This window comes from Streptomyces sp. NPDC052016 (genome assembly GCF_044548445.1).
Lineage (GTDB): Bacteria > Actinomycetota > Actinomycetes > Streptomycetales > Streptomycetaceae > Streptomyces.
Genome location: NZ_JBIUBX010000015.1, coordinates 89,477 through 108,358 on the forward strand (window position 1 = coordinate 89,477; position 18,882 = coordinate 108,358).

18 protein-coding genes are annotated in these 18,882 nt (G+C 72.6%); 9 read left to right on the top strand and 9 right to left on the bottom strand.

Annotation, left to right across the window (positions count from 1 at the left end; translation table 11 throughout):
- Positions 1-20: 20 nt before the first annotated feature.
- Positions 21-731, bottom strand: a complete 711-nt coding sequence (locus ACIHAR_RS19950; RefSeq protein ID WP_400020742.1) for an ArsR/SmtB family transcription factor — start codon at positions 729-731, stop codon at positions 21-23.
- A gap of 59 nt (positions 732-790) precedes the next feature.
- Positions 791-1,432 carry a TetR/AcrR family transcriptional regulator gene (locus ACIHAR_RS19955; RefSeq protein WP_365456001.1) on the bottom strand — a complete coding sequence of 214 codons (642 nt, stop codon included), beginning with the start codon at positions 1,430-1,432 and terminating at the stop codon, positions 791-793.
- A 78-nt stretch (positions 1,433-1,510) separates the two neighbouring features.
- On the opposite strand from ACIHAR_RS19955, the gene ACIHAR_RS19960 reads away from it, so the two are divergent.
- The 3 genes from ACIHAR_RS19960 (at position 1,511) to ACIHAR_RS19970 (ending at position 3,748) form a co-directional block, all read left to right on the top strand.
- The gene (locus ACIHAR_RS19960; RefSeq protein WP_365456152.1) at positions 1,511-2,662 is read left to right on the top strand and encodes an acyl-CoA dehydrogenase family protein; all 1,152 of its coding nucleotides are present in this window, start codon (positions 1,511-1,513) and stop codon (positions 2,660-2,662) included.
- 83 nt (positions 2,663-2,745) lie between these two features.
- On the top strand, positions 2,746-3,033 hold the full coding sequence (locus ACIHAR_RS19965; RefSeq protein ID WP_365455998.1) for a YiaA/YiaB family inner membrane protein: 288 nt from the start codon (positions 2,746-2,748) through the stop codon (positions 3,031-3,033).
- A gap of 88 nt (positions 3,034-3,121) precedes the next feature.
- Positions 3,122-3,748, top strand: a complete 627-nt coding sequence (locus ACIHAR_RS19970; RefSeq protein WP_400020745.1) for a TetR/AcrR family transcriptional regulator — start codon at positions 3,122-3,124, stop codon at positions 3,746-3,748.
- 46 nt (positions 3,749-3,794) lie between these two features.
- Here the strand turns inward: ACIHAR_RS19970 and ACIHAR_RS19975 are convergent, their stop codons facing one another.
- Positions 3,795-4,256 carry a MaoC family dehydratase gene (locus ACIHAR_RS19975; RefSeq protein ID WP_365455992.1) on the bottom strand — a complete coding sequence of 154 codons (462 nt, stop codon included), beginning with the start codon at positions 4,254-4,256 and terminating at the stop codon, positions 3,795-3,797.
- A gap of 117 nt (positions 4,257-4,373) precedes the next feature.
- On the opposite strand from ACIHAR_RS19975, the gene soxR reads away from it, so the two are divergent.
- A complete protein-coding gene (gene soxR / locus ACIHAR_RS19980; protein ID WP_400020748.1) occupies positions 4,374-4,862 on the top strand; it encodes a redox-sensitive transcriptional activator SoxR in 489 nt (162 codons plus the stop codon).
- 307 nt (positions 4,863-5,169) lie between these two features.
- On the opposite strand, the gene ACIHAR_RS19985 is transcribed toward soxR, so the two are convergent.
- The gene (locus tag ACIHAR_RS19985) at positions 5,170-6,237 is read right to left on the bottom strand and encodes an RNA ligase (ATP) (RefSeq protein WP_400020750.1); all 1,068 of its coding nucleotides are present in this window, start codon (positions 6,235-6,237) and stop codon (positions 5,170-5,172) included.
- Between the two features lie 151 nt (positions 6,238-6,388).
- Between ACIHAR_RS19985 and ACIHAR_RS19990 the strand changes: the two genes are divergently transcribed.
- Positions 6,389-7,123 (top strand): hypothetical protein, encoded by a 735-nt coding sequence (locus ACIHAR_RS19990; RefSeq protein ID WP_400020752.1) that lies wholly within the window; start codon positions 6,389-6,391, stop codon positions 7,121-7,123.
- Here ACIHAR_RS19990 and ACIHAR_RS19995 read toward each other — a convergent pair.
- Positions 7,069-7,797 carry a 3-keto-5-aminohexanoate cleavage protein gene (locus ACIHAR_RS19995; RefSeq protein WP_365455980.1) on the bottom strand — a complete coding sequence of 243 codons (729 nt, stop codon included), beginning with the start codon at positions 7,795-7,797 and terminating at the stop codon, positions 7,069-7,071. The two genes, ACIHAR_RS19990 and ACIHAR_RS19995, sit on opposite strands and share 55 nt — an antisense overlap.
- A 98-nt stretch (positions 7,798-7,895) precedes the next feature.
- Complete coding sequence (locus tag ACIHAR_RS20000) at positions 7,896-8,498, bottom strand: hypothetical protein (protein WP_384654384.1); 603 nt, start codon at positions 8,496-8,498, stop codon at positions 7,896-7,898.
- A gap of 242 nt (positions 8,499-8,740) precedes the next feature.
- Between ACIHAR_RS20000 and ACIHAR_RS20005 the strand changes: the two genes are divergently transcribed.
- Entirely contained in the window at positions 8,741-11,551 is a 2,811-nt protein-coding gene (locus ACIHAR_RS20005; RefSeq protein ID WP_365455974.1) for a penicillin acylase family protein, read from the top strand.
- A gap of 25 nt (positions 11,552-11,576) precedes the next feature.
- On the opposite strand, the gene ACIHAR_RS20010 is transcribed toward ACIHAR_RS20005, so the two are convergent.
- Positions 11,577-12,896 (bottom strand): serine-threonine protein kinase, encoded by a 1,320-nt coding sequence (locus tag ACIHAR_RS20010; protein WP_400020755.1) that lies wholly within the window; start codon positions 12,894-12,896, stop codon positions 11,577-11,579.
- Positions 12,897-12,977: 81 nt separating this feature from the next.
- Positions 12,978-14,204: a DUF1343 domain-containing protein gene (locus tag ACIHAR_RS20015; RefSeq protein WP_365455968.1), complete on the bottom strand. Its 1,227-nt coding sequence runs from the start codon at positions 14,202-14,204 to the stop codon at positions 12,978-12,980.
- A gap of 193 nt (positions 14,205-14,397) precedes the next feature.
- Here ACIHAR_RS20015 and ACIHAR_RS20020 point away from each other — a divergent pair, with 193 nt between their 5' ends.
- From ACIHAR_RS20020 to ACIHAR_RS20030, 3 genes are read left to right on the top strand one after another with little or no spacing between them, the layout of a single operon-like run.
- Positions 14,398-15,162 carry an SDR family oxidoreductase gene (locus tag ACIHAR_RS20020; protein WP_365456149.1) on the top strand — a complete coding sequence of 255 codons (765 nt, stop codon included), beginning with the start codon at positions 14,398-14,400 and terminating at the stop codon, positions 15,160-15,162.
- Positions 15,159-16,826 (top strand): class I adenylate-forming enzyme family protein, encoded by a 1,668-nt coding sequence (locus ACIHAR_RS20025; RefSeq protein WP_400020757.1) that lies wholly within the window; start codon positions 15,159-15,161, stop codon positions 16,824-16,826. The genes ACIHAR_RS20020 and ACIHAR_RS20025 overlap by 4 nt, the downstream gene beginning before the upstream one ends.
- A 39-nt stretch (positions 16,827-16,865) precedes the next feature.
- Positions 16,866-17,459, top strand: a complete 594-nt coding sequence (locus ACIHAR_RS20030) for a TetR/AcrR family transcriptional regulator (RefSeq protein ID WP_365455962.1) — start codon at positions 16,866-16,868, stop codon at positions 17,457-17,459.
- A gap of 203 nt (positions 17,460-17,662) precedes the next feature.
- Here the strand turns inward: ACIHAR_RS20030 and ACIHAR_RS20035 are convergent, their stop codons facing one another.
- Positions 17,663-18,877 carry an acyl-CoA dehydrogenase family protein gene (locus tag ACIHAR_RS20035; protein ID WP_365455959.1) on the bottom strand — a complete coding sequence of 405 codons (1,215 nt, stop codon included), beginning with the start codon at positions 18,875-18,877 and terminating at the stop codon, positions 17,663-17,665.
- Positions 18,878-18,882: the final 5 nt, after the last annotated feature.

The window sequence follows — 18,882 nt, forward strand, 5'->3', positions numbered from 1 at the left end:
CGGATTTCGGACGCCGGGCCTCAGCGCAGCGCCGCCGGAGCGATGCCCAGCAGCCCGGCCAGCGCGCGTTCGCCCGTCGCCGTCACCTTCACCGCGCGCTCGGAACCGATGCGTACGCACCAGCCCGCGTCCAGGGCGTGCCGGCACAGGGCGGCGCCCGCGACACCCGCCAGGTGGGGCCGGCGCTCGGTCCAGTCGAGGCAGGCCCGGGCCAGTGGGCGGCGCCCCCGGCGGTCGAGGGGGATGCCGGCCTCCTCGAACCACCGCAGGCCCGTCTCCGTCAGGGCGAACCCGGTGTCCCGGAGCAGCAGCCCGCGCGCGGCGAACGCGTCGGTGACCGTGATGCCGAGCCGCCCGGCGAGATGGTCGTAGCAGGTGCGGCCGCGGGCCATCGCCGACCCGGCGCTCGACGCGCGCAGGTTCCGGGGCGGCGCGACCTCCTCCGGGGCGACCTGGGCGGCGAGGTCCTCCACGAGCTGGGCGACGCTTGCGCCGGCCAGCCGTACGTACCGGTGCCGGCCCTGCCGCTCCTCGGTGAGCAGGCCGCCCGCGACGAGCTTGCCGAGGTGCTCGCTCAGGGTCGACGCGGCCACGCCCGCGTGCCGGGCCAGCTCGCCCGCGGTCCAGGCCCGGCCGTCCAGCAGCGCGAGCAGGCACGCCGCGCGGGTCTCGTCGGCGATCAGCCCCGCCAGCCGGGCCAGCAGCGGTGCCCGGGCGTCCTTGGTGGTCATGCCGTCCAGCATGGGACACGCACGGTTCGGTGCGCGCCGAACCGTGCCGTGCCGCGGGCCTACGCCGTCCGCCGTACCTGCTCGTACTGCTGCGCCAGTCCGTCCAGCAGCGCCGCGAGCCCCGTCTCGAAGGCCCGTTCGTCGACCTTCTCCTGCTGCTCGGCCAGCAGGTGCGCCTGGCCGAGGTGCGGGTAGTCGGCCGGGTCGTAGGCGCTCGCGTCGCCCACGAAGCCGCCCGCGAACGAGCCGAGCGCGGAGCCCATGATGAAGTACCGCATCAGCGCGCCGATCGAGGTGGCCTGCGCGGGCGGCCAGCCCGCGTCCACCATCGCCCCGTACACCGCGTCCGCGAGCCGCAGCGCGGCCGGGCGGCGACCGGGGCCGCGCGCGAGGACCGGCACGACGTTCGGGTGGTCGCGCAGAGCGGCCCGGTAGGAGACCGCCCAGTCGTGGAGCGCCCGCCGCCAGTCCCGGCCGTCCTCGAACATCGACAGGTCGACCTGGGCGCTCACCGAGTCGGCGACGGCCTCCAGGATCTCGTCCTTGGTCCGGAAGTGGTTGTAGAGCGAGGGCCCGCTCACTCCCAGCTCGGCGGCGAGCCGACGGGTGGAGACGGCAGCGAGGCCCTCCGCGTCCACGAGCGCGCGGGCCGTCTCGACGATGCGGTCGGTGCTCAGGAGGGGCTTGCGCGGTCGGGCCATGGCGCACATAGTAGGGCTGCACCCATAAACTAGCAGTGCTAATTTAAATGTACGGTTTTCAAGTGAGGTGATCCCGTGGTGCATCTGGGGCTCAGCGAGGAGCAGGAGGCCGTGCGCCGGCTCGCCCGCGATTTCGTGGACCGCGAGATCACCCCGCACGCCGTCGCCTGGGACCGCGCCGAGGAGGTCGACCGGGGCATCGTGAAGAAGCTCGGCGAGGTCGGCTTCCTGGGGCTGACGATCGACGAGGAGTACGGCGGCTCGGGCGGCGACCACCTCTCCTACTGCCTGGTCACGGAGGAACTGGGCCGTGGGGACTCCTCCGTGCGCGGCATCGTCTCCGTCTCCCTCGGCCTCGTCGCCAAGACGATCGCGGCCTGGGGGACCGAGGAGCAGAAGCGGCGCTGGCTGCCCGGACTCACCTCCGGCACCTCCGTCGGCTGCTTCGGCCTGACCGAACCGGGCACCGGATCCGACGCGGGCAACCTCTCCACTCGCGCGGTCCGCGACGGCGACGGTTACGTCCTGGACGGCACCAAGATGTTCATCACCAACGGCACCTGGGCCGACGTCGTCCTGCTGTTCGCCCGCTCCACGGACGCGCCCGGCCACAAGGGCGTCTCCGCCTTCCTCGTGCCGACCGACACCCCCGGCCTGACCCGCCGCCCCCTGCACGGAAAGCTCGGACTGCGCGGCCAGGCCACCGCCGAACTGGTCCTCGAGGGCGTGCGCGTGCCCGCCTCCGCGCTGCTCGGCGAGGAGGGCAAGGGCTTCTCCGTGGCCATGTCGGCCCTGGCGAAGGGGCGCATGTCGGTCGCGGCCGGGTGCGTCGGCATAGCCCAGGCCGCACTGGACGCGGCCGTGCGGTACGCGGGCGAGCGCGAGCAGTTCGGGAAGGCCATCGCCGGTCACCAGCTCGTCCAGGAGCTGATCAGCGACATCGCGGTCGACGTGGACGCGGCCCGGCTGCTGACCTGGCGGGTCGCGGACCTGGTCGACCGCGGCCTGCCCTTCGCCGTCGAGTCTTCCAAGGCCAAGCTCTTCGCCTCCGAGGCGGCCGTCCGCGCCGCCAACAACGCCCTCCAGGTCTTCGGCGGCTACGGCTACATCGACGAGTACCCGGCGGGCAAACTCCTGCGCGACGCCCGCGTGATGACCCTCTACGAGGGCACGAGCCAGATCCAGAAGCTGGTGATCGGTCGGGCGCTGACCGGGGTCTCGGCCTTCTGAGGCCCGAGCGCGGGGTGTTCTGAGTACGTCCCTGAGTACTTCGGCGGATGTGGCGCGGGCCACGTCCGCCGAAGCTTGTCGACATGAGTGACACACCGGTCAAGCAGCAGAGCACGGCCGCGTTCTACGGCCAGGCCGTCGCCTCCTTCGCCATCGCCATGGCGGCCACGTCCATCGGCATCTACCAGCTGAACACCGACGCCTGGGTGCGGGCCTTCCTCGCGATCGCGGTCCTGTACCTGGTGACCTCCGCCTTCACCCTGGCGAAGGTGATCCGCGACCGGCAGGAGGCGGGGCAGATCGTGAGCCGGGTGGACCAGGCCCGCCTGGAGAAGCTCCTCGCCGAGCACGACCCCTTCGAGAAGCTCTGACCCGGGCAAGCCGTCGACCAGCACTCTAAGCGGGCGCTCACCTTCGGCGGTATGGTGGAGCTCCTGTACCGAGAGGGGCGAACGAGCGATGAGTACGGCGGAGGAGACGGCCGGCGGCGAGGTCGAGCCGTGGGAAGAGGTCACCCCTGACGCGGCCCGGCGGCTGCTCGTCGCCGCCGTGGAGGCCTTCGCCGAGCGCGGCTACCACGCGACGACGACCCGCGACATCGCGGGCCGCGCGGGTATGAGCCCGGCCGCCCTCTACATCCACTACAAGACCAAGGAAGAGCTGCTGCACCGCATCAGCCGCATCGGCCACGACCGTGCGCTGACCATCCTGCGCACGGCGGCCCGGGCCGAGGGCAGCGCGGCGGAGCGGCTCGCGGACGCGGTGAGCTCCTTCGTCCGCTGGCACGCCGGGCGGCGCACCACCGCGCGCGTCGTGCAGTACGAGCTGGACGCCCTCGGCCCGGACGCCCGCGCAGAGATCCTCGACCTGCGCCGGCAGGTGGACGCCGAGGTGCGCGGGATCATCGAGGACGGTGTGGCGGCCGGCGAGTTCGACGTACTGGACGTGCACGGTACGACCCTCGCCGTGCTCTCCCTCTGCATCGACGTGGCCCGCTGGTTCAACGTCAACGGCCCGCGCACGCCCGACGAGGTCGGCACGCTCTACGCCGACCTCGTGCTGCGGATGGTGGGCGCGGCGAAGTAGCCGGACGGCCCCCGGGGGCGGGGGCCGCCGTGCGGTCGGAGGTGGTTCAGAGGTAGTACCGGGACACCGACTCCGCGACGCACACCGGCTTGTCCCCGCCCTCGCGCTCCACGGTGAAGGCGACGGTGACCTGGACGCCGCCGGGGACGTCGTCGACGCCGGTGATCGTGGCGGTGGCGCGCAGCCGGGAGCCGACCGGGACGGGGGCGGGGAACCGCACCTTGTTCGTCCCGTAGTTGACGCCCATCTTCACGTTCTCGACCGCGATCAGCTGCGGCCCGAACAGCGGCAGCAGCGAGAGGGTCAGATAGCCGTGCGCGATGGTGGTGCCGAACGGTCCCGCGGCGGCCTTCTCCGGGTCGACGTGGATCCACTGGTGGTCGCCGGTGGCCTCCGCGAAGAGGTCGATCCGCTTCTGGTCGACCTCCAGCCAGTCCGTGTGGCCCAGTTGTTCGCCCACCGCCGCCCTCAGGTCGTCGGCGGACGTGAAGATCCTCGGCTCTGCCATGTCTGCGGCCTCTCTCGCGTCACGAAGTCACCTCTAAGCGACTGCTTAGCATGGTAGGGCCCGGGAGCCATGTCAACGGACCGGGGGCCCGGTGAGACGGTGGGTAGGCTTCGAGGGGTGCCCCAGATCCCAGAGAAGATCCACGAGCTCACGGTCGGCCAGCTCGCCGCCCGCAGCGGCGCCGCCGTCTCCGCGCTGCACTTCTACGAGTCCAAGGGCTTGATCAGCAGCCGCCGCACCCCGGGCAACCAACGCCGCTACTCCCGCGACACGCTCCGCCGCGTCGCCTTCGTCCGCGCCGCCCAACGGGTCGGCATCCCCCTCGCCACCATCCGCGAGGCCCTGGCCGAACTCCCGGAGGAGCGCACCCCGACCCGCGACGACTGGGCCCGCCTCTCGGAGACCTGGCGCGCCGAACTGGACGAGCGCATCAGGCAGCTCAACCGCCTCCGCGACCACCTCACCGACTGCATCGGCTGCGGCTGCCTCTCCCTCGACACCTGCGTCCTCTCCAACCCGGACGACGCCTTCGGCGAACGGGCCTCGGGCTCACGGCTGCTGGTGGAGAAGCAGAGGCGGACGGTGGGCGGGCGGCCGACGCCGTAGCCCGCCGACCGCCCCCGGCCGCGGGTGGCAGGCGGCCCGGCTGCGCGGCTCCCCGCGCCCCCTGGACAGCCGCACACCCGCCGACCGAGCCGTCGCCCGCGGGCAGTCGTGCCGCCGGGGTGGCCCAGCGCTCCCGCTGGTCGAGCCGTCGGGCCGCGGACAGTCGTGCCCCCAGTGCCTCAAGGGCCTGGGATCACCCCCAGGGCGGCACGGGTGGGCGCGGCGGCACCCCGTCGGCGCCGGGCTGCGCACCCACCTCGGCACGGACACCGGGTCACCGGCCGACCCGCGTCACCCGAGCCGCCCCCTACTCGTACTCCGTCCCGCCCTTCCGGGTCAGGTACGCCGCGCTCACCGCCTTGGCGATGGCCCGACCCCCAGTCACCGCGCTGTACCGCTCCACGGCGGGCCGTATCACCACACCCTCCCGCAGATGCAGCTCCCGCCCGGACACCGTCTCGCGCCCACTCGCCAGCTCCAGCACCCGCCCGCTGTCGTACGGACCCTCGAACAGCCGTGGCACCAGTGGAAGTTCACCGTCCAGCACGTCCGCCGCGTCCAGCCACCGCACCGCACCCCCGACCTCCGCGGACACGTCGAACACGGCGTACCCGAGGCTATCCCGGCGGCCGTCGGCGCCGTACGTCAGATCCTGCACCCCCGCCCCGTACACCTCGCCGAAGACGCCGACCCGCCGCGCGCCGAGCCGCTCGGCGAGCCGCGCCGCGGCCTCCGCGACACCGTGCCCCCGCACGGCCCGCCAGTACAGGTTCCGCGGGTCCTCCTTCAGCGCCAGCGACTTCCCGCCGAAGCCCTTCGAGGAGACGTACACCCGCCCCTCGTCCGCGACATACGTCAGCAGGCACGCCGACCCGTGCAGCTTCTCGGTCAGCACCACCGGCTCGCCCGGCGTGAAGATGTCGGGATAGCGCTGGATGTTCTCGATGTCGACCCACGGCAGCAGGTCGGGCGCCGCCTCGACCTCCCCGCTCATCGTCGGCGGGATCGGCGGCACCCACTTGGTGATGCCGAGCCGCTCCGCGAAGTCGGTCCCCTCGGCCGCCGCCCGCGCCAGGTCGACGTCCGCCAGCGCCTTCGGCCGGCACACGATGCCCTGCGACAGCTCACCTCGCAGCCGCACCGCCTTGACCCGGTCCGCGTTGCCGCCCGCCAGCCGCCCGGTCAGTCCCAATTCCTCGATCAGCCCCGCCGGGAGCACGGCCTGCTCGGGGATGTAGACCGCCGCCTCCCCGGTGCGGTAGGCGCCCTTGGCGACGACCGCCCGGTACAGGCCGACCTGCGCCAGTTCGAGGGCGTCGGCGTTGGGGTGTTCATGGACGGTCAGCACTTCGGCGGTGACGCGCAGCGTCGACATCAGGGGCTCCTTCAGGACCTCAGGGATGTTTCATCGCCCCCAACTCTCCCCAACGGAAAGTGCTGGAGCGAGCCGATTAGCCGCTGGTAACGTCCGCCTCTTCGGCCGGTGGCGGAGCTGCCGCGCACGGAGTACCGACGGGATCGTTCCCATGCCCAGCCCCGCCCTCGCCACGGCTCTCGCGGACATAGACACCGTCTTCAACGGCTTCGCCAGCCCGCGCGAGACCCCCTGCCCCGTCTGTCACGTCTTCGAGGAGACCGCGTATCTGCGCACGCCGTACGTCCGGGTCCCGTTGGACGTCGTGCAGTACTACCTCTTCGAGGTGCCCGGCCACTTCGACGACCACGAGGCGGCGATGCGGCGCCTGCTGCCGCAGGCCGCACGGGCGATGGCCGACGGCGCCCTGGACGCGATCGGCTACCTCGGCCACGGATGGAGCCGGGTGGACTGGCGCTCCTGGCCCGCCGAGCAGGCGGCCGCGATCGCCGGCTTCCTCGACGCCTGGTGGCAGGACGCCCTCGCGACGGCCGAGCCGCCGTACGGCATCGCCGACGTGTTCGACACCTGCGTCACGATCGCCAGGACCGTGACGCCGTTCCTGGAGGGGTGGGCCCGCGGCCCGGTGGCCGACACGCACCTGGCGCACTGCGCCGACGTCTGGCTCGACGACCTGCTGGCCGACTCCTCGCCGTTCTCCTGGTGGGACGACGACAGCCAGGACGCGGGGCTCGCGGAGCTGCGCTCCTGGCTGGTGGGCCCCGGTGCCGCCCGCCTGCGCGCCCTCGGCGAGACCGACCTCGCCACCCGCGCCGAACTCCTCGCCCTGTCCTACGACGAGCGCTGGGCGCACCCGTACTGGTACAAGCCCTCGGCCACCAACTGAGCGTTGGACACCGCCCGTTGCCCGTCCGGCAGGAGCAGCGTGTCCTCCAGGCCGATCCGGGTCGCCAGCCGCAGCCGTCCCGCCAGCCGCAGCACCGGCCATGCGCCGCCGTCCTCGCCGTGCAGCAGAACGGGCCTGCCGTGCGCTGATCCGAGGTCGGTCAGCAACGCCCTCGCCGTCCCCTCCGCGCTCCCCTCGTCCGTGTCCGTGACTTCCGCCAGCACCCGCAGCACCTGGGGGCCGTACGGCGAGAGGGCGAACCGGGCGGCTCCGTCCGTCCCGGACCAGATGCCCGCCTCCACGCCCACGCCGAGGTCGAGCAGAGCGGCGGCGAGTTCCTCCGCGCCCGCTTCATGCCAGTTGACCGAAGCGTGGTCGGGCAGGACCGTCCAGGCCCGAACCCTCGCCACCCGGGCCGCGGGATCGGGTGCGGACCAGGCGCCCGTCGTGACCCCGACCGGCACCGCCACCCGCGCCCGTATCGCCTCCAGCGTCGCCGCGACCGTCCGCGGCGACAACGTGTCCCGTCCGCACGGCGTCTTGGGGTGGACGTGCACGTCCGTGGCGCCCGCCGCGACGGCCTCCTCCGCCGCCCGCGCCAGCGCCTCGGGCGACAGCGGCACCACCGCACCCTCGGCGGCACCCCTCGCCCCGTTCAAGCAGACCTGCATCATGCCCCGATGGTGACAGCCACCTCCGACAACGGCCCCGGCGCCGGACCGGTCCGGCGAAGCAGGGGGTGCGGCATCCCCGGCGCACCCCCGTCGTACTCTCAGGCCGACACCAACAGCCGTCCGCGCCTGGCGCAGGCCAGCGCCTCGGGCGTGAGCACGGGCCGCGGCACGAGTATCCCGCAGTCCACGCACACCGGACCGGCCGACGGCTCGTGGTCCAGGTCGTACTTCCAGACCAGCCGCTCGCCCCCGCACACCGGGCAGCCGGATCCCGGGTCGCGCTCCAGTGCGGCGATCAGCCGGCGCAGTACCTCGGCCAGCGGCTCACGGGGATGGACCCGCGGGTCGTCGCACCACGCCACGCCGAAACCGCCCCAGGTCAGCCGGTGCCAGTCGTCCACACTGCCCGGCCTGCGCAGCCCGTCGTGCTTCTCCTTCCTGCGGCGCTCGGCGAACTCGACCTCGTAGGCCAGCCACACCGCCCGCGCCTCCTCCAGCTCGTCCAACGCGGCCACGAGCCGCGCCGGATCGGGGGAGCGGTCCTCCGGACCGAACCCGGCCCGGAGGCAGAGATGGTCCCAGGTCGCCCTGTGCCCGTACGGGGCGAATCGCTCAAGGCACTTGCGCAGTGAGTACCGCCGCAGCGCCAGATCGCACCGCGGGTCGCGCACCTGTCTCGCCAGACTCCGGAAACCGGCCATCGCCTTGCACCTCCGTCACATCTGCACCTGCACTTCGGTCACTTCGGCGTCGTCGCACGGACTTCGCACGGCGTCGCCGAATAGACGTATCGACACACGATTCGGCTCCCCTCGGCTCCATCCGATTTCCGATGACGTCCATAAGCCGGATGAGGCGACTCCCAAAAGTGACGCATGTTCATCTTCAAGACCGGGGATACCGGCGGTAACCTTCCGGCCACCCCCGTCACCAGGAGCTGCCGATGCCACGGCGAATCCCCCGCACCGCTCCCGACAGACTGAGAACTCCCGGCAGATTCCCCGGGTTCCTGAAGACCGCATCCGTATGCGTCCTGATGGCCGGTCTTTTGACTCCGCTTTCCCCGGCGGCCGCCGCCGGGGTGTCCGACGCCGTGACCGCGGCCGAGGTCACCGCCGCCAACGACCACTGCGGCAACCAGTGTTCGGACATCCTGCCGCCCGGCCAGAACGGCAACGCCACCCTCGCCCAGATCCTGCTCAACCAGGCCTTCGGCACCCAGCCCGCGCACGCCCAGGACCAGCTCGGCCCCTACGCCAACCTGGCCAAGGGCCACTCCACCCTCACCAACGCCACGATCAACACGTTCTTCAACGACGCGTCGTTCGGGGTTCCCGCCGATCAAGTCGCCTCCACAGTGAAGCCCGCCGGCCGCGGCGACGTCACGATCGTCCGCGACAAGAAGACGGGCGTCCCGCACATCACCGGTACCACCAGGTACGGCACCGAGTTCGGCGCCGGCTACGCGGCGGCCGAGGACCGGCTGTGGCTGATGGACGTGTTCCGGCACGTCGGCCGGGGTCGGCTCACCTCCTTCGCCGGCGGCGCGGCGTCCAACCAGGGCCTGGAACAGCAGTTCTGGCGCAACGCCCCGTACACCGAGGCCGACCTCCAGGCCCAGATCGACAACGCCGTGGCCACCAACGGCGCCCGCGGCCGGCAGGCCCTCGCCGACGCCAACGCCTACCTCGACGGCATCAACGCCTACATCGACGCCTCCGACAGCGGCCGCTACTTCCCCGGTGAATACGTCCTGACCGGCCACAAGGACTCAATCACCAACGCGGGGACCATCGCCCACTTCAAGATCACCGACCTGGTGGCGCTCGGCTCGGTCGTCGGCGCCCTCTTCGGCTCCGGCGGCGGCGGCGAGGTGAACAACGCCCTCTCCCTGCTCGCCGCGCAGGAGAAGTACGGCGTCGAACAGGGCACCGAGGTCTGGGAGTCCTTCCGCGAGCGCAACGACCCCGAGGCCGTCATGACCCTCCACGACGGCAGGAGCTTCCCCTACGCCGTCCGGCCCGAGAACCCGCAGGGCCTCGCCCTGCCCGACCCCGGCTCGGTGGTCGAGGAGCCGCTGGTGTACGACCGCACCGGCAGCGCCGCCACCTCCACCGCGGCCACCGCCTCCACCACGGCCGCGGCCACCGCCCTCGGCTCGGCCAGGCGGGGCATGTCCAACGCCCTCGTGGTCAGCGGCGACCACACCGCCGGCGGCCACCCCGTCGCCGTCTTCGGTCCGCAGACCGGCTACTTCGCCCCGCAACTCCTGCTGCTCCAGGAGATCCAGGGCCCCGGCATCAGCGCCCGCGGCGCCTCCTTCGCCGGCCTGAGCATGTACGTCGAACTGGGCCGCGGCCAGGACTACGCGTGGAGCGCCACGACCTCCGGCCAGGACATCATCGACACCTACGCCGTCGAGCTGTGCCAGGACGACCACCACTACCTGTACCGCGGCACCTGCACGGCGATGGAGAAGGTCGAGCAGAAGAACGCCTGGAAGCCCACCACGGCCGACGGCACCGCCGCCGGCTCGTACACCATGCGCGTCTGGCGCACCAAGTACGGCCCCGTGGCCTACCGCGCCACGGTCGGCGGCAAGAAGGTCGCCTACACCACCCTGCGCTCGTCCTTCCTGCACGAGGCCGACTCCATCATCGGCTTCCAGATGCTGAACGACCCGGACCACGTGAAGGGCCCGGAGAGCTTCCAGAGCGCGGTGCAGCACATCAACTACACCTTCAACTGGTTCTACGCCGACTCCGAGCACACCGCGTACTACAACAGCGGCGACAACCCGGTGCGCGCGAGCGGCGTCGACGCCGAGTTCCCCGCGTGGGCGCGGCCCGCGTACGAGTGGAGGAACTGGAACCCGGCGACCAACACGGCCGAGTACACGCCGGCCTCGGCGCACCCCAACTCCATCGACCAGGACTACTACATCTCCTGGAACAACAAGCAGGCCAAGGACTACACGACCGCGCCGTGGGGCAACGGGTCCGTGCACCGGGGCAACCTCCTGGAGACCCGGGTGAAGAAGCTGGTCCAGGCCGGTGGCGTCACCCGTGCCTCGCTGGTGAAGGCCATGGCGGACGCGGCCCTGGCCGACCTGCGCGCCGAGGACGTCCTGCCCGACCTGCTCAAGGTGATCAACAGCTCGCCGGTCACCGACGCCACCGCTGCGGCGGCGGTCGGCAGGCTCCAGGCCTGGCTGACCGCGGGAGGCAAGCGCACGGAGACCACGGCCGGTTCGAGGACGTACGCCGACGCCGACGCGATCCGCATCATGGACGCCTGGTGGCCCCTGCTGGTGAAGGCGCAGTTCGAACCGGGCCTCGGCGCCGGGCTGTACACCGCGTTCACGGCCAACCTGCCCGTCGACGAGACCCCGTCCGCCGCCCACGGACCGACCGGCGCGCACGCCGGAAGCGCCTTCCAGTACGGCTGGTGGAGCTATGTCGACAAGGACATCCGGGCCGTGCTCGGGGAGCCGGTGCAGGGCCCGCTGGCGCGGAAGTACTGCGGCGGCGGCAGCCTCGGCGCCTGCCGGGACATCCTGATCAGCACGCTGAAGGAGGCGGCCGGCCGGACCGCGGCCCAGGTCTACCCCGGTGACGCCGTGTGCGCCGCGGGCAACCAGTGGTGCGCCGACTCGATCGTGCAGCGCACGCTCGGCGGCATCAAGCACCCCGGCATCAGCTGGCAGAACCGGCCCACCTACCAGCAGGTCGTGGAGTTCACCTCGCACAGGTGAGCACGCGCGGCGGCGGGCCGTGTCCTCAGCGGACGCGGCCCGCCGCGAGCACCACCCGGGCCAGTTCCGGGTGCAGGATGTCGCTGTGCGCCCCGGACGGGGCCCCGCCCCGCCGGACCACCGCCGCCGCGTCCACGTTCACGCAGCCCGACGCCGGCAGCGGACGGGCCAGGGCCTCGGCGAGGGTGCACGCGCGCGTGCCCGGCACCGCCTGCACGCCGTCGTAGCCCAGCGCCCCCCACTTCGCGCCCAGGATCCTCGCGGCGCCCGCCCCCTCGGCCAGCCCGCGGGCGTCGCCCGCCATCCGGGAGGCCAGCGGGTACATCGTGCCCAGCGCCGAGTCGTGGCGGGAGTGGCAGCACACCAGGGGCCCGTCGACGCGGTTCTGCTGGCCCTGCAGCACGCCTCCCGCGCGCGGGTCGTGCGGCAGCCGGGCGGCGAACGCGTAGTGCGAGAAGGCCGCCTGGAGCAGCGTCACGGACTTCACCGCGCGCACCCCGTCGGGCAGCCCGCGCAGCGCGAAGGACACCAGCCGCCCGCCGAAGCTGTGCCCCACCAGATGCACCCGCACCCGCGGCGCCGCGCCCGCCAGCCGGCCGACCAGCGGACCGAGCCCTCGCTCACCGACCGTCCCGGCCCTGCGCTTCATCGCGTAGTACGTCGCCTGCCGCAGCAGCTCGTGCGCCCCGTCCCACGGATTCGGGACCGTGAACCCGGCCGGACCGCCCCTGTGTTCGAGGTGGGCGAGGGCCCGCGCGAACTCCTCACAGGTCTCCGCCGTGGACCCGCGCAGCATCGCCGGTTCGTCCTGCGGCACCCCCTCCGCCAGCGTGTCCGCCGCGAACAGGGCCTGCGGCCCCGGTGCCACCACGTCGACCAGCAACCGCACCAGCCGTCCGAACTCCCGCAGTTCGGCCTCCTCGGACGGCCGCTGCTCCAGCATGCGCGCGATCTGCTCGACCACCGTGGCCCGGCCCGGGAACGTCTCCAGCAGCGCGTGCCGCGTGTCCTTGCCGAGCGCCGGACGCCGCCTCCCGTCGGCCGCCACCGACCTCGGCAGGTCCGGGATCGGCTCGTCCGAGAACCGCATCGACGGCCACACGAGACCCACGTACCCGATCCTCGCCGCCGGGGCCAGGCCGGGGATCGGCGCGAAGAAGCGGCTGTAGAGCCGGGTCGCGGCGGAACGGTCGTTGTTCCAGCCGTGTGCGAAGACGATCAGGTCCCGCACCCCGCGCCGGGCCGCCCCGGCCAGCAGCCGGTCCCGCTGTCCGCCGTCCACGTCGCCGTCGGCGTCGAACGTCACCTCCCAGTAGGGAGTCACACTCATCGCCGGATCCGCCATGACAGCCCCCTGTCCCCCGGAGTAGCGCGCCAGGTGGGCGCATCGTCCTGCCAACCGCGGGACTTGGCCAGACGTCACGGCTCATCCGTACAGCAGGTACTCCCGCCGTACGCGCCGGAAGGCGGCCAGCTCCTCCCGCCACCCCGCCACCACCTCGTCGACGCCCGCGCCCGCGTCGATCGCCGTGCGCACCCGGCTGGAACCGGTGAGCTTGTCGATCCAGTGGTCGGAGCGCCAGGCGAAGCCGTTCCAGACCCGTCTGGCCGTCACCAGGAGGGCGATCCCGGTGCGGACGGGGTCGTAGGCGTCCCGGTCGTGCACATGGATCTGCACGCCGCCGACGGTCTTCCCCTGGAACTTGGAGAAGGCCGGCGTGAAGTACGCCTCGCGGAAGTGCGCGCCGGGCAGCCCGAGCTCGTTGACGGCGGCCGCCCACCGCCCGTCGACACCCTCCGCGCCCAGGAGTTCGAACGGGCGGGTGGTGCCCCGTCCCTCCGACAGGTTGGTCCCCTCGAAGAGGCACGTCCCCGCGTACACCAGGGCCGTGTCGGGCGTCGGCATGTTCGGGCTCGCCGGCACCCACGGCAGCCCCGAGGCGTCGTACCACTCCGACCGCCGCCACCCGGTCATCCGTACGGTGTCCAGCACCACCGGCGCGGCCAGGAACTCCCGGTTGAACAGCACGGCCAGCTCCGCGACCGTCATCCCGTGTGCCTGCGCGATCGGCTGCCGCCCGACGAAGCTCGCGAACTCCGGGCGGAGCACCGGCCCGAGGGCCGCCCGCCCGGTCACCGGATTCGGCCGGTCGAGGACCACGAACCGCTTGCCGGCCAGCCGCGCCGCCTCCATGCAGTCGTACAGCGTCCAGATGTACGTGTAGAACCGGGCGCCCACGTCCTGGATGTCGAAGACGACCGTGTCGACGCCGGAGGCGGTGAAGACGTCCGCGAGCGGACGGCCGCTCTTGAGGTACGTGTCGTGGACGGGCAGCCCGGTCGCCGGGTCGTCGTACCGGCCCTCGGAGCCGCCCGCCTGCGCGGTGCCCCGGAAGCCGTGCTCGGGTCCGAAGACGGCCACCAGGTTCACACGGTCGTCGGCGTGCATGACGTCGACCATGTGGCGGACGTCGCGGGTGACGCCGGTGGGGTTCGTGACCACGCCGACGCGGTCTCCGGCGAGGAGGCCGTACCCGTCGGCGGCCAGCCTCTCGAACCCGGTGCGCAGGCCGTGTCCGGCGGCCCCCGCGGGCAGGGGGAGGCAGGCGGCGGCCGTCGCTCCGGCGAGTACGGCTCTTCTGGACAGGCGCATGGGTGCTCCCGTGTGCGGTGTGTCGGGTGCGGGTGACCGCCGGTCGCGCACGCGGCGAGGCCGCTGGGCGCCACGGTCCCGCGCCCCTAGGGTGCTGCGGCGACCCTTTCCTGAAACATACCGACCGGTTAGTCTGACAGGCAGCAGGGCCGACGCTTGTCATGTCGTGCCGCAGTCGTGTCGAAGGAGACCGCTGGTGGAAGCCGTGCAGGGTGCTGGAGTCGTCGTCACCGGGGCGGGAGGCGGCATAGGCGCCGCGCTGGCCCGCCGTTTCGCCGCCGAGGGGGCCCGGGTCGTCGTCAACGACCTGGACGCGGACCGGGCGAAGTCCGTCGCCGACGAGATCGGCGGGATCGCGCTCCCCGGCGACGCCTCCGGGATCGTCGCCGACGCCCGCGACGCCCTCGGCGGCACCGTCGACGTCTACTGCGCCAACGCCGGGGTCGGCTCGGGCGGAACCGAGGCGGCCGGGGAGGCCGTGTGGGAGCTCGCCTGGGACGTCAACGTCATGGCCCACGTCCGCGCGGCCCACACCCTGCTCCCGGACTGGCTGGAGCGCGGCCGCGGCCGGTTCGTCTCCACCGTCTCCGCCGCCGGACTGCTGACGATGATCGGCGCCGCCCCCTACAGCGTCACCAAGCACGGCGCGTACGCCTTCGCCGAGTGGCTGTCGCTGACCTACCGCCACCGCGGGATCAAGGTCCACGCGATCTGCCCCCAGGGCGTGCGCACCGACATGCTGACGGCCAGCGGCACCGCCGGCGACCTGGTGCTCCGGCCGACCGCGATCGAACCGAAGGACGTGGCCGACGCGCTGTTCCGGGGAATCGAGGAGGACCGCTTCCTGATCCTGCCGCACCCCGAGGTCGCCGGGTACTACCAGGCACGGGCCGCCGACCCCGACCGCTGGCTGACGAACATGAACCACCTCCAGCAGAAGTGGGAGGCCGCCGAGTGACCGCCTCCCGCTACGCCGCCAAGCCCTGGCTGGCCCTCCTCGACGAGGCCCAGCGCGCCCCGGTCGACCCCGCCGACTCCCTGGTGCACGCCCTGCGCCGGGCTGTCGAGGAGGCCCCCGAGCGCACCTTCCTCACCTATTTCGACGGTCGGCTCACCTACCGCGAGGCGGACGAGCTGAGCGACTCCGTCGCCGGCCACCTGGCCGCCCGCGGCCTCGAGCGCGGCGACCGGGTCGCCGTCCTGCTCCAGAACTCCCCGCACTTCGTCCTCGCCGTCCTCGGCGCCTGGAAGGCGGGCGCCACCGTCGTCCCGGTCAACCCGATGTACAAGGCGGGGGAGGTGGCCCACGTCCTGCGCGACGGCGAGGTCGCCGCGCTGCTCTGCTCCGACCGGGCCTGGGAGTCGTACCTGCGCGAGACGGCCGCCGACTCCCCGGTGCGGATCGTGCTCACCGGGTGCGAGCTCGACTTCCAGACCCGCGGCGACGCGCGCGTGCTCACCTTCGAGCGGCTGCCGCAGGCGCCGGACGCCGACGACCTCACCGCCGTGGCCCGCGCCGGCCACCGGGCGCCCGAGGGCCGCGCCCCGGCCGCCTCCGACACCGCGCTGATCAGCTACACCTCGGGCACCAGCGGCGCCCCCAAGGGCGCCACCAACACGCACGCCAACATCATGTTCAACGCCGAGCGGCAGAGCACCGGGCTGCACCTGCCCGAGGCGCCCGTCTACTACGCGCTCGCGCCCCTCTTCCACATCACCGGCATGGTCTGCCAGCTCGGCGCCTGCCTGAACAGCGCGGGCACCCTCGTCCTGACGTACCGGTTCGAGGCGGGCGTCGTGCTGGAGGCGTTCGCCGAGCACCGCCCGCACTACACCGTCGGCCCGTCCACGGCGTTCATGGCGCTGGCCGCCCACCCGGCCGTCACCCGCGACCACTTCTCGTCCTTCGTGACCATCTCCTCCGGCGGCGCCCCGCTGCCGCCCGCCCTGGTGGAGAAGTTCCGGGCCGGCTTCGGCCCCTACATCCGCAACGGCTACGGCCTCACCGAGTGCACCGCCCCCTGCGCGTCCGTCCCGCCCCACCTGGAGGCGCCGGTCGACCCGGTCTCCGGGACGCTCGCGGTCGGCGTGCCCGGCCCCGACACGGTCGTGCGGATCGTCGACGACCGGGGCGCGGAGGTGCCCTTCGGCGAGCAGGGCGAGATCGTCGTACGGGGTCCGCAGGTCGTGCCCGGGTACTGGCGCCGCCCCGACGCCACCGCCGAGACCTTCCCCGACGGGGAACTGCGCACCGGCGACATCGGCTTCATGGACGAACAGGGCTGGCTGTACGTCGTCGACCGCAAGAAGGACATGATCAACGCGTCCGGCTTCAAGGTGTGGCCGCGCGAGGTCGAGGACGTCCTGTACACCCACCCGGCGGTGCGCGAGGCAGCCGTGGTCGGGGTGCCCGACGGCTACCGCGGGGAGACCGTCAAGGCCTACATCAGCCTCCGCCCGGGCGCCGAGACGGACCCGGACGAACTCGCGGTGTACTGCAAGGAGAGACTGGCCGCCTACAAGTACCCGCGGCAGGTGGAGGTCCTGCCCGACTTGCCCAAGACGGCCAGTGGGAAGATCCTCCGGCGGGAACTGCGTTCCCGCACGCACGACAGCCAGTAGGCAACGCCGAGAAGGCGACGAGAAAGGCAGGTGGCGGCAGTGCCCAGGACGACGGACGGCGACGGGACCCCCGTGCCGCAGCGGCTGCTGGCCGCCGCCACCCGGCTCTTCGCCGAGCAGGGCTACGACCGCACCTCCGTGCAGGAGATCGTCGAGGCGGCCGGCGTCACCAAGGGAGCCCTGTACCACTACTTCGGCTCCAAGGACGACCTCCTGCACGAGGTGTACGCGCGCGTGCTGCGCGTCCAGCAGGAGAGGCTCGACGCGTTCGCGGACGCCGACGAGCCGATCGAGAAGCGCCTCAGGGACGCGGCGGCCGACGTGGTCGTCACGACGATCGAGAACCTCGACGACGCGTCGATCTTCTTCCGCTCGATGCACCACCTGAGTCCCGAGAAGAACAAGCAGGTGCGCGCCGAGCGCCGCCGCTACCACGAGCGTTTCCGCGCCCTCGTGGAGGAGGGCCAGACGGCGGGCGTCTTCTCCACGGCGACTCCGGCCGACCTGGTGGTGGACTACCACTTCGGGTCCGTGCACCACCTGTCCACCTGGTACCGGCCCGACGGCCCGATGAGCCCCCAGGAGGTCGCCGACCACCTGGCGGACCTGCTGCTGAGAGCGCTGCGGCCGTAGCCGGCGCCGCGTTCGCCCCTCCACGCCCCCTCCCGGAGCCTTCGATGGCTCGCATCGGTCGAGGGCCGCGCCGAATGCAGCCCGTCCGGCGTCCGAGGACGAGGCCTGCTCAGGGCCGAAGGGGGTCCGGGGGCGGCAGCCCCCGGGGACGGGACGGACGGAAAGGGGCGGCGGGGGCGAGAACCCCCCGCACGCCCCACCGGTCACACGTACTTCTTCAGCTCCCGCCGCGCCAGCGACCGCTGGTGCACCTCGTCCGGACCGTCGGCGATCATCAGCGTCCGCGCCCCGGCGTACAGCTCGGCCAGCGGGAAGTCCTGGCTGACGCCGCCCGCGCCGTGCAGCTGGATCGCCCGGTCGATGATGTCGACGACCGCGCGAGGCGTGGCGATCTTGATCGCCTGGATCTCCGTGTGGGCGCCCCGGTTGCCGACCGTGTCCATCATCCAGGCCGTCTTCAGCACCAGCAGCCTCAGCTGCTCGACGGTCACCCGCGCGTCCGCGATCCAGTTGTGGACCACGCCCTGCTGTCCCAGCGCCTTGCCGAACGCCGTACGCGACACCGCCCGCCGGCACATCAGCTCGATGGCGCGCTCGGCCATGCCGATCAGCCGCATGCAGTGGTGGATGCGGCCCGGGCCGAGCCGGGCCTGCGCGATGGCGAAGCCGCCGCCCTCCTCGCCGATCAGGTTGGTCACCGGTACGCGCGCGTGGTCGAAGACCACCTCGGCGTGGCCACCGTGGTAGTGGTCCTCGTAGCCGAAGACCTTCATCGCCCGCTGGACGGTCACGCCCGGGGTGTCACGGGGCACGAGCACCATGGACTGCTGGCGGCGGATGTCGGCGCCGTCCGGGTCCGTCTTGCCCATCACGATGAAGATCCGGCAGTCCGGGTTCATCGCCCCGGAGATGTACCACTTGCGGCCGGTGACGACGTACTCGTCTCCGTCCCGCTCGATGTGCGTGGTGATGTTCGTGGCGTCGGAGGAGGCCACCTCCGGCTCGGTCATGGCGAACGCGGAGCGGATCTCCCCGGCCAGCAGCGGCTCCAGCCACTGCTTCCGCTGCCGCTCGTCGCCGAACTGCGCGAGCACCTCCATGTTGCCGGTGTCCGGCGCCGCGCAGTTCAGCGCGGTGGGCGCGAGCTGCGGGCTGCGGCCGGTGATCTCGGCCAGCGGCGCGTACTGGAGGTTGGTCAGCCCGGCGCCGTACTCGGAGTCGGGGAGGAAGAGGTTCCACAGGCCCTGGCGACGGGCCTCGGCCTTCAGCTCCTCCACGACGGCCGGGGTGTCCCACGGCGAGGCGAGCCGGGCGCGCTGCTCCTCGGCGACCGGCTCGGCCGGGTAGACGTGCTCGTCCATGAAGGCGAGCAGCTTGGCGCGCAGTTCCTCGGTGCGCGCGTCGAACGCGAAGTCCATGGCCG

Bases quoted from the DNA above. Each gene is read 5' to 3' on its own strand.
- ACIHAR_RS20010 (WP_400020755.1), bottom strand. From the start codon at position 12,896: ATGGCGGATCCGGCGATGAGTGTGACTCCCTACTGGGAGGTGACGTTC.
- ACIHAR_RS20035 (WP_365455959.1), bottom strand. From the start codon at position 18,877: ATGGACTTCGCGTTCGACGCGCGCACCGAGGAACTGCGCGCCAAGCTG.
- ACIHAR_RS19985 (WP_400020750.1), bottom strand. From the start codon at position 6,237: ATGTCGACGCTGCGCGTCACCGCCGAAGTGCTGACCGTCCATGAACAC.
- ACIHAR_RS19965 (WP_365455998.1), top strand. From the start codon at position 2,746: ATGAGTGACACACCGGTCAAGCAGCAGAGCACGGCCGCGTTCTACGGC.
- ACIHAR_RS20000 (WP_384654384.1), bottom strand. From the start codon at position 8,498: ATGGCCGGTTTCCGGAGTCTGGCGAGACAGGTGCGCGACCCGCGGTGC.
- ACIHAR_RS19955 (WP_365456001.1), bottom strand. From the start codon at position 1,432: ATGGCCCGACCGCGCAAGCCCCTCCTGAGCACCGACCGCATCGTCGAG.
- ACIHAR_RS20015 (WP_365455968.1), bottom strand. From the start codon at position 14,204: ATGCGCCTGTCCAGAAGAGCCGTACTCGCCGGAGCGACGGCCGCCGCC.
- ACIHAR_RS19975 (WP_365455992.1), bottom strand. From the start codon at position 4,256: ATGGCAGAGCCGAGGATCTTCACGTCCGCCGACGACCTGAGGGCGGCG.
- ACIHAR_RS19995 (WP_365455980.1), bottom strand. From the start codon at position 7,797: ATGATGCAGGTCTGCTTGAACGGGGCGAGGGGTGCCGCCGAGGGTGCG.
- ACIHAR_RS19970 (WP_400020745.1), top strand. From the start codon at position 3,122: ATGAGTACGGCGGAGGAGACGGCCGGCGGCGAGGTCGAGCCGTGGGAA.
- ACIHAR_RS19990 (WP_400020752.1), top strand. From the start codon at position 6,389: ATGCCCAGCCCCGCCCTCGCCACGGCTCTCGCGGACATAGACACCGTC.
- ACIHAR_RS20005 (WP_365455974.1), top strand. From the start codon at position 8,741: ATGCCACGGCGAATCCCCCGCACCGCTCCCGACAGACTGAGAACTCCC.
- ACIHAR_RS19950 (WP_400020742.1), bottom strand. From the start codon at position 731: ATGACCACCAAGGACGCCCGGGCACCGCTGCTGGCCCGGCTGGCGGGG.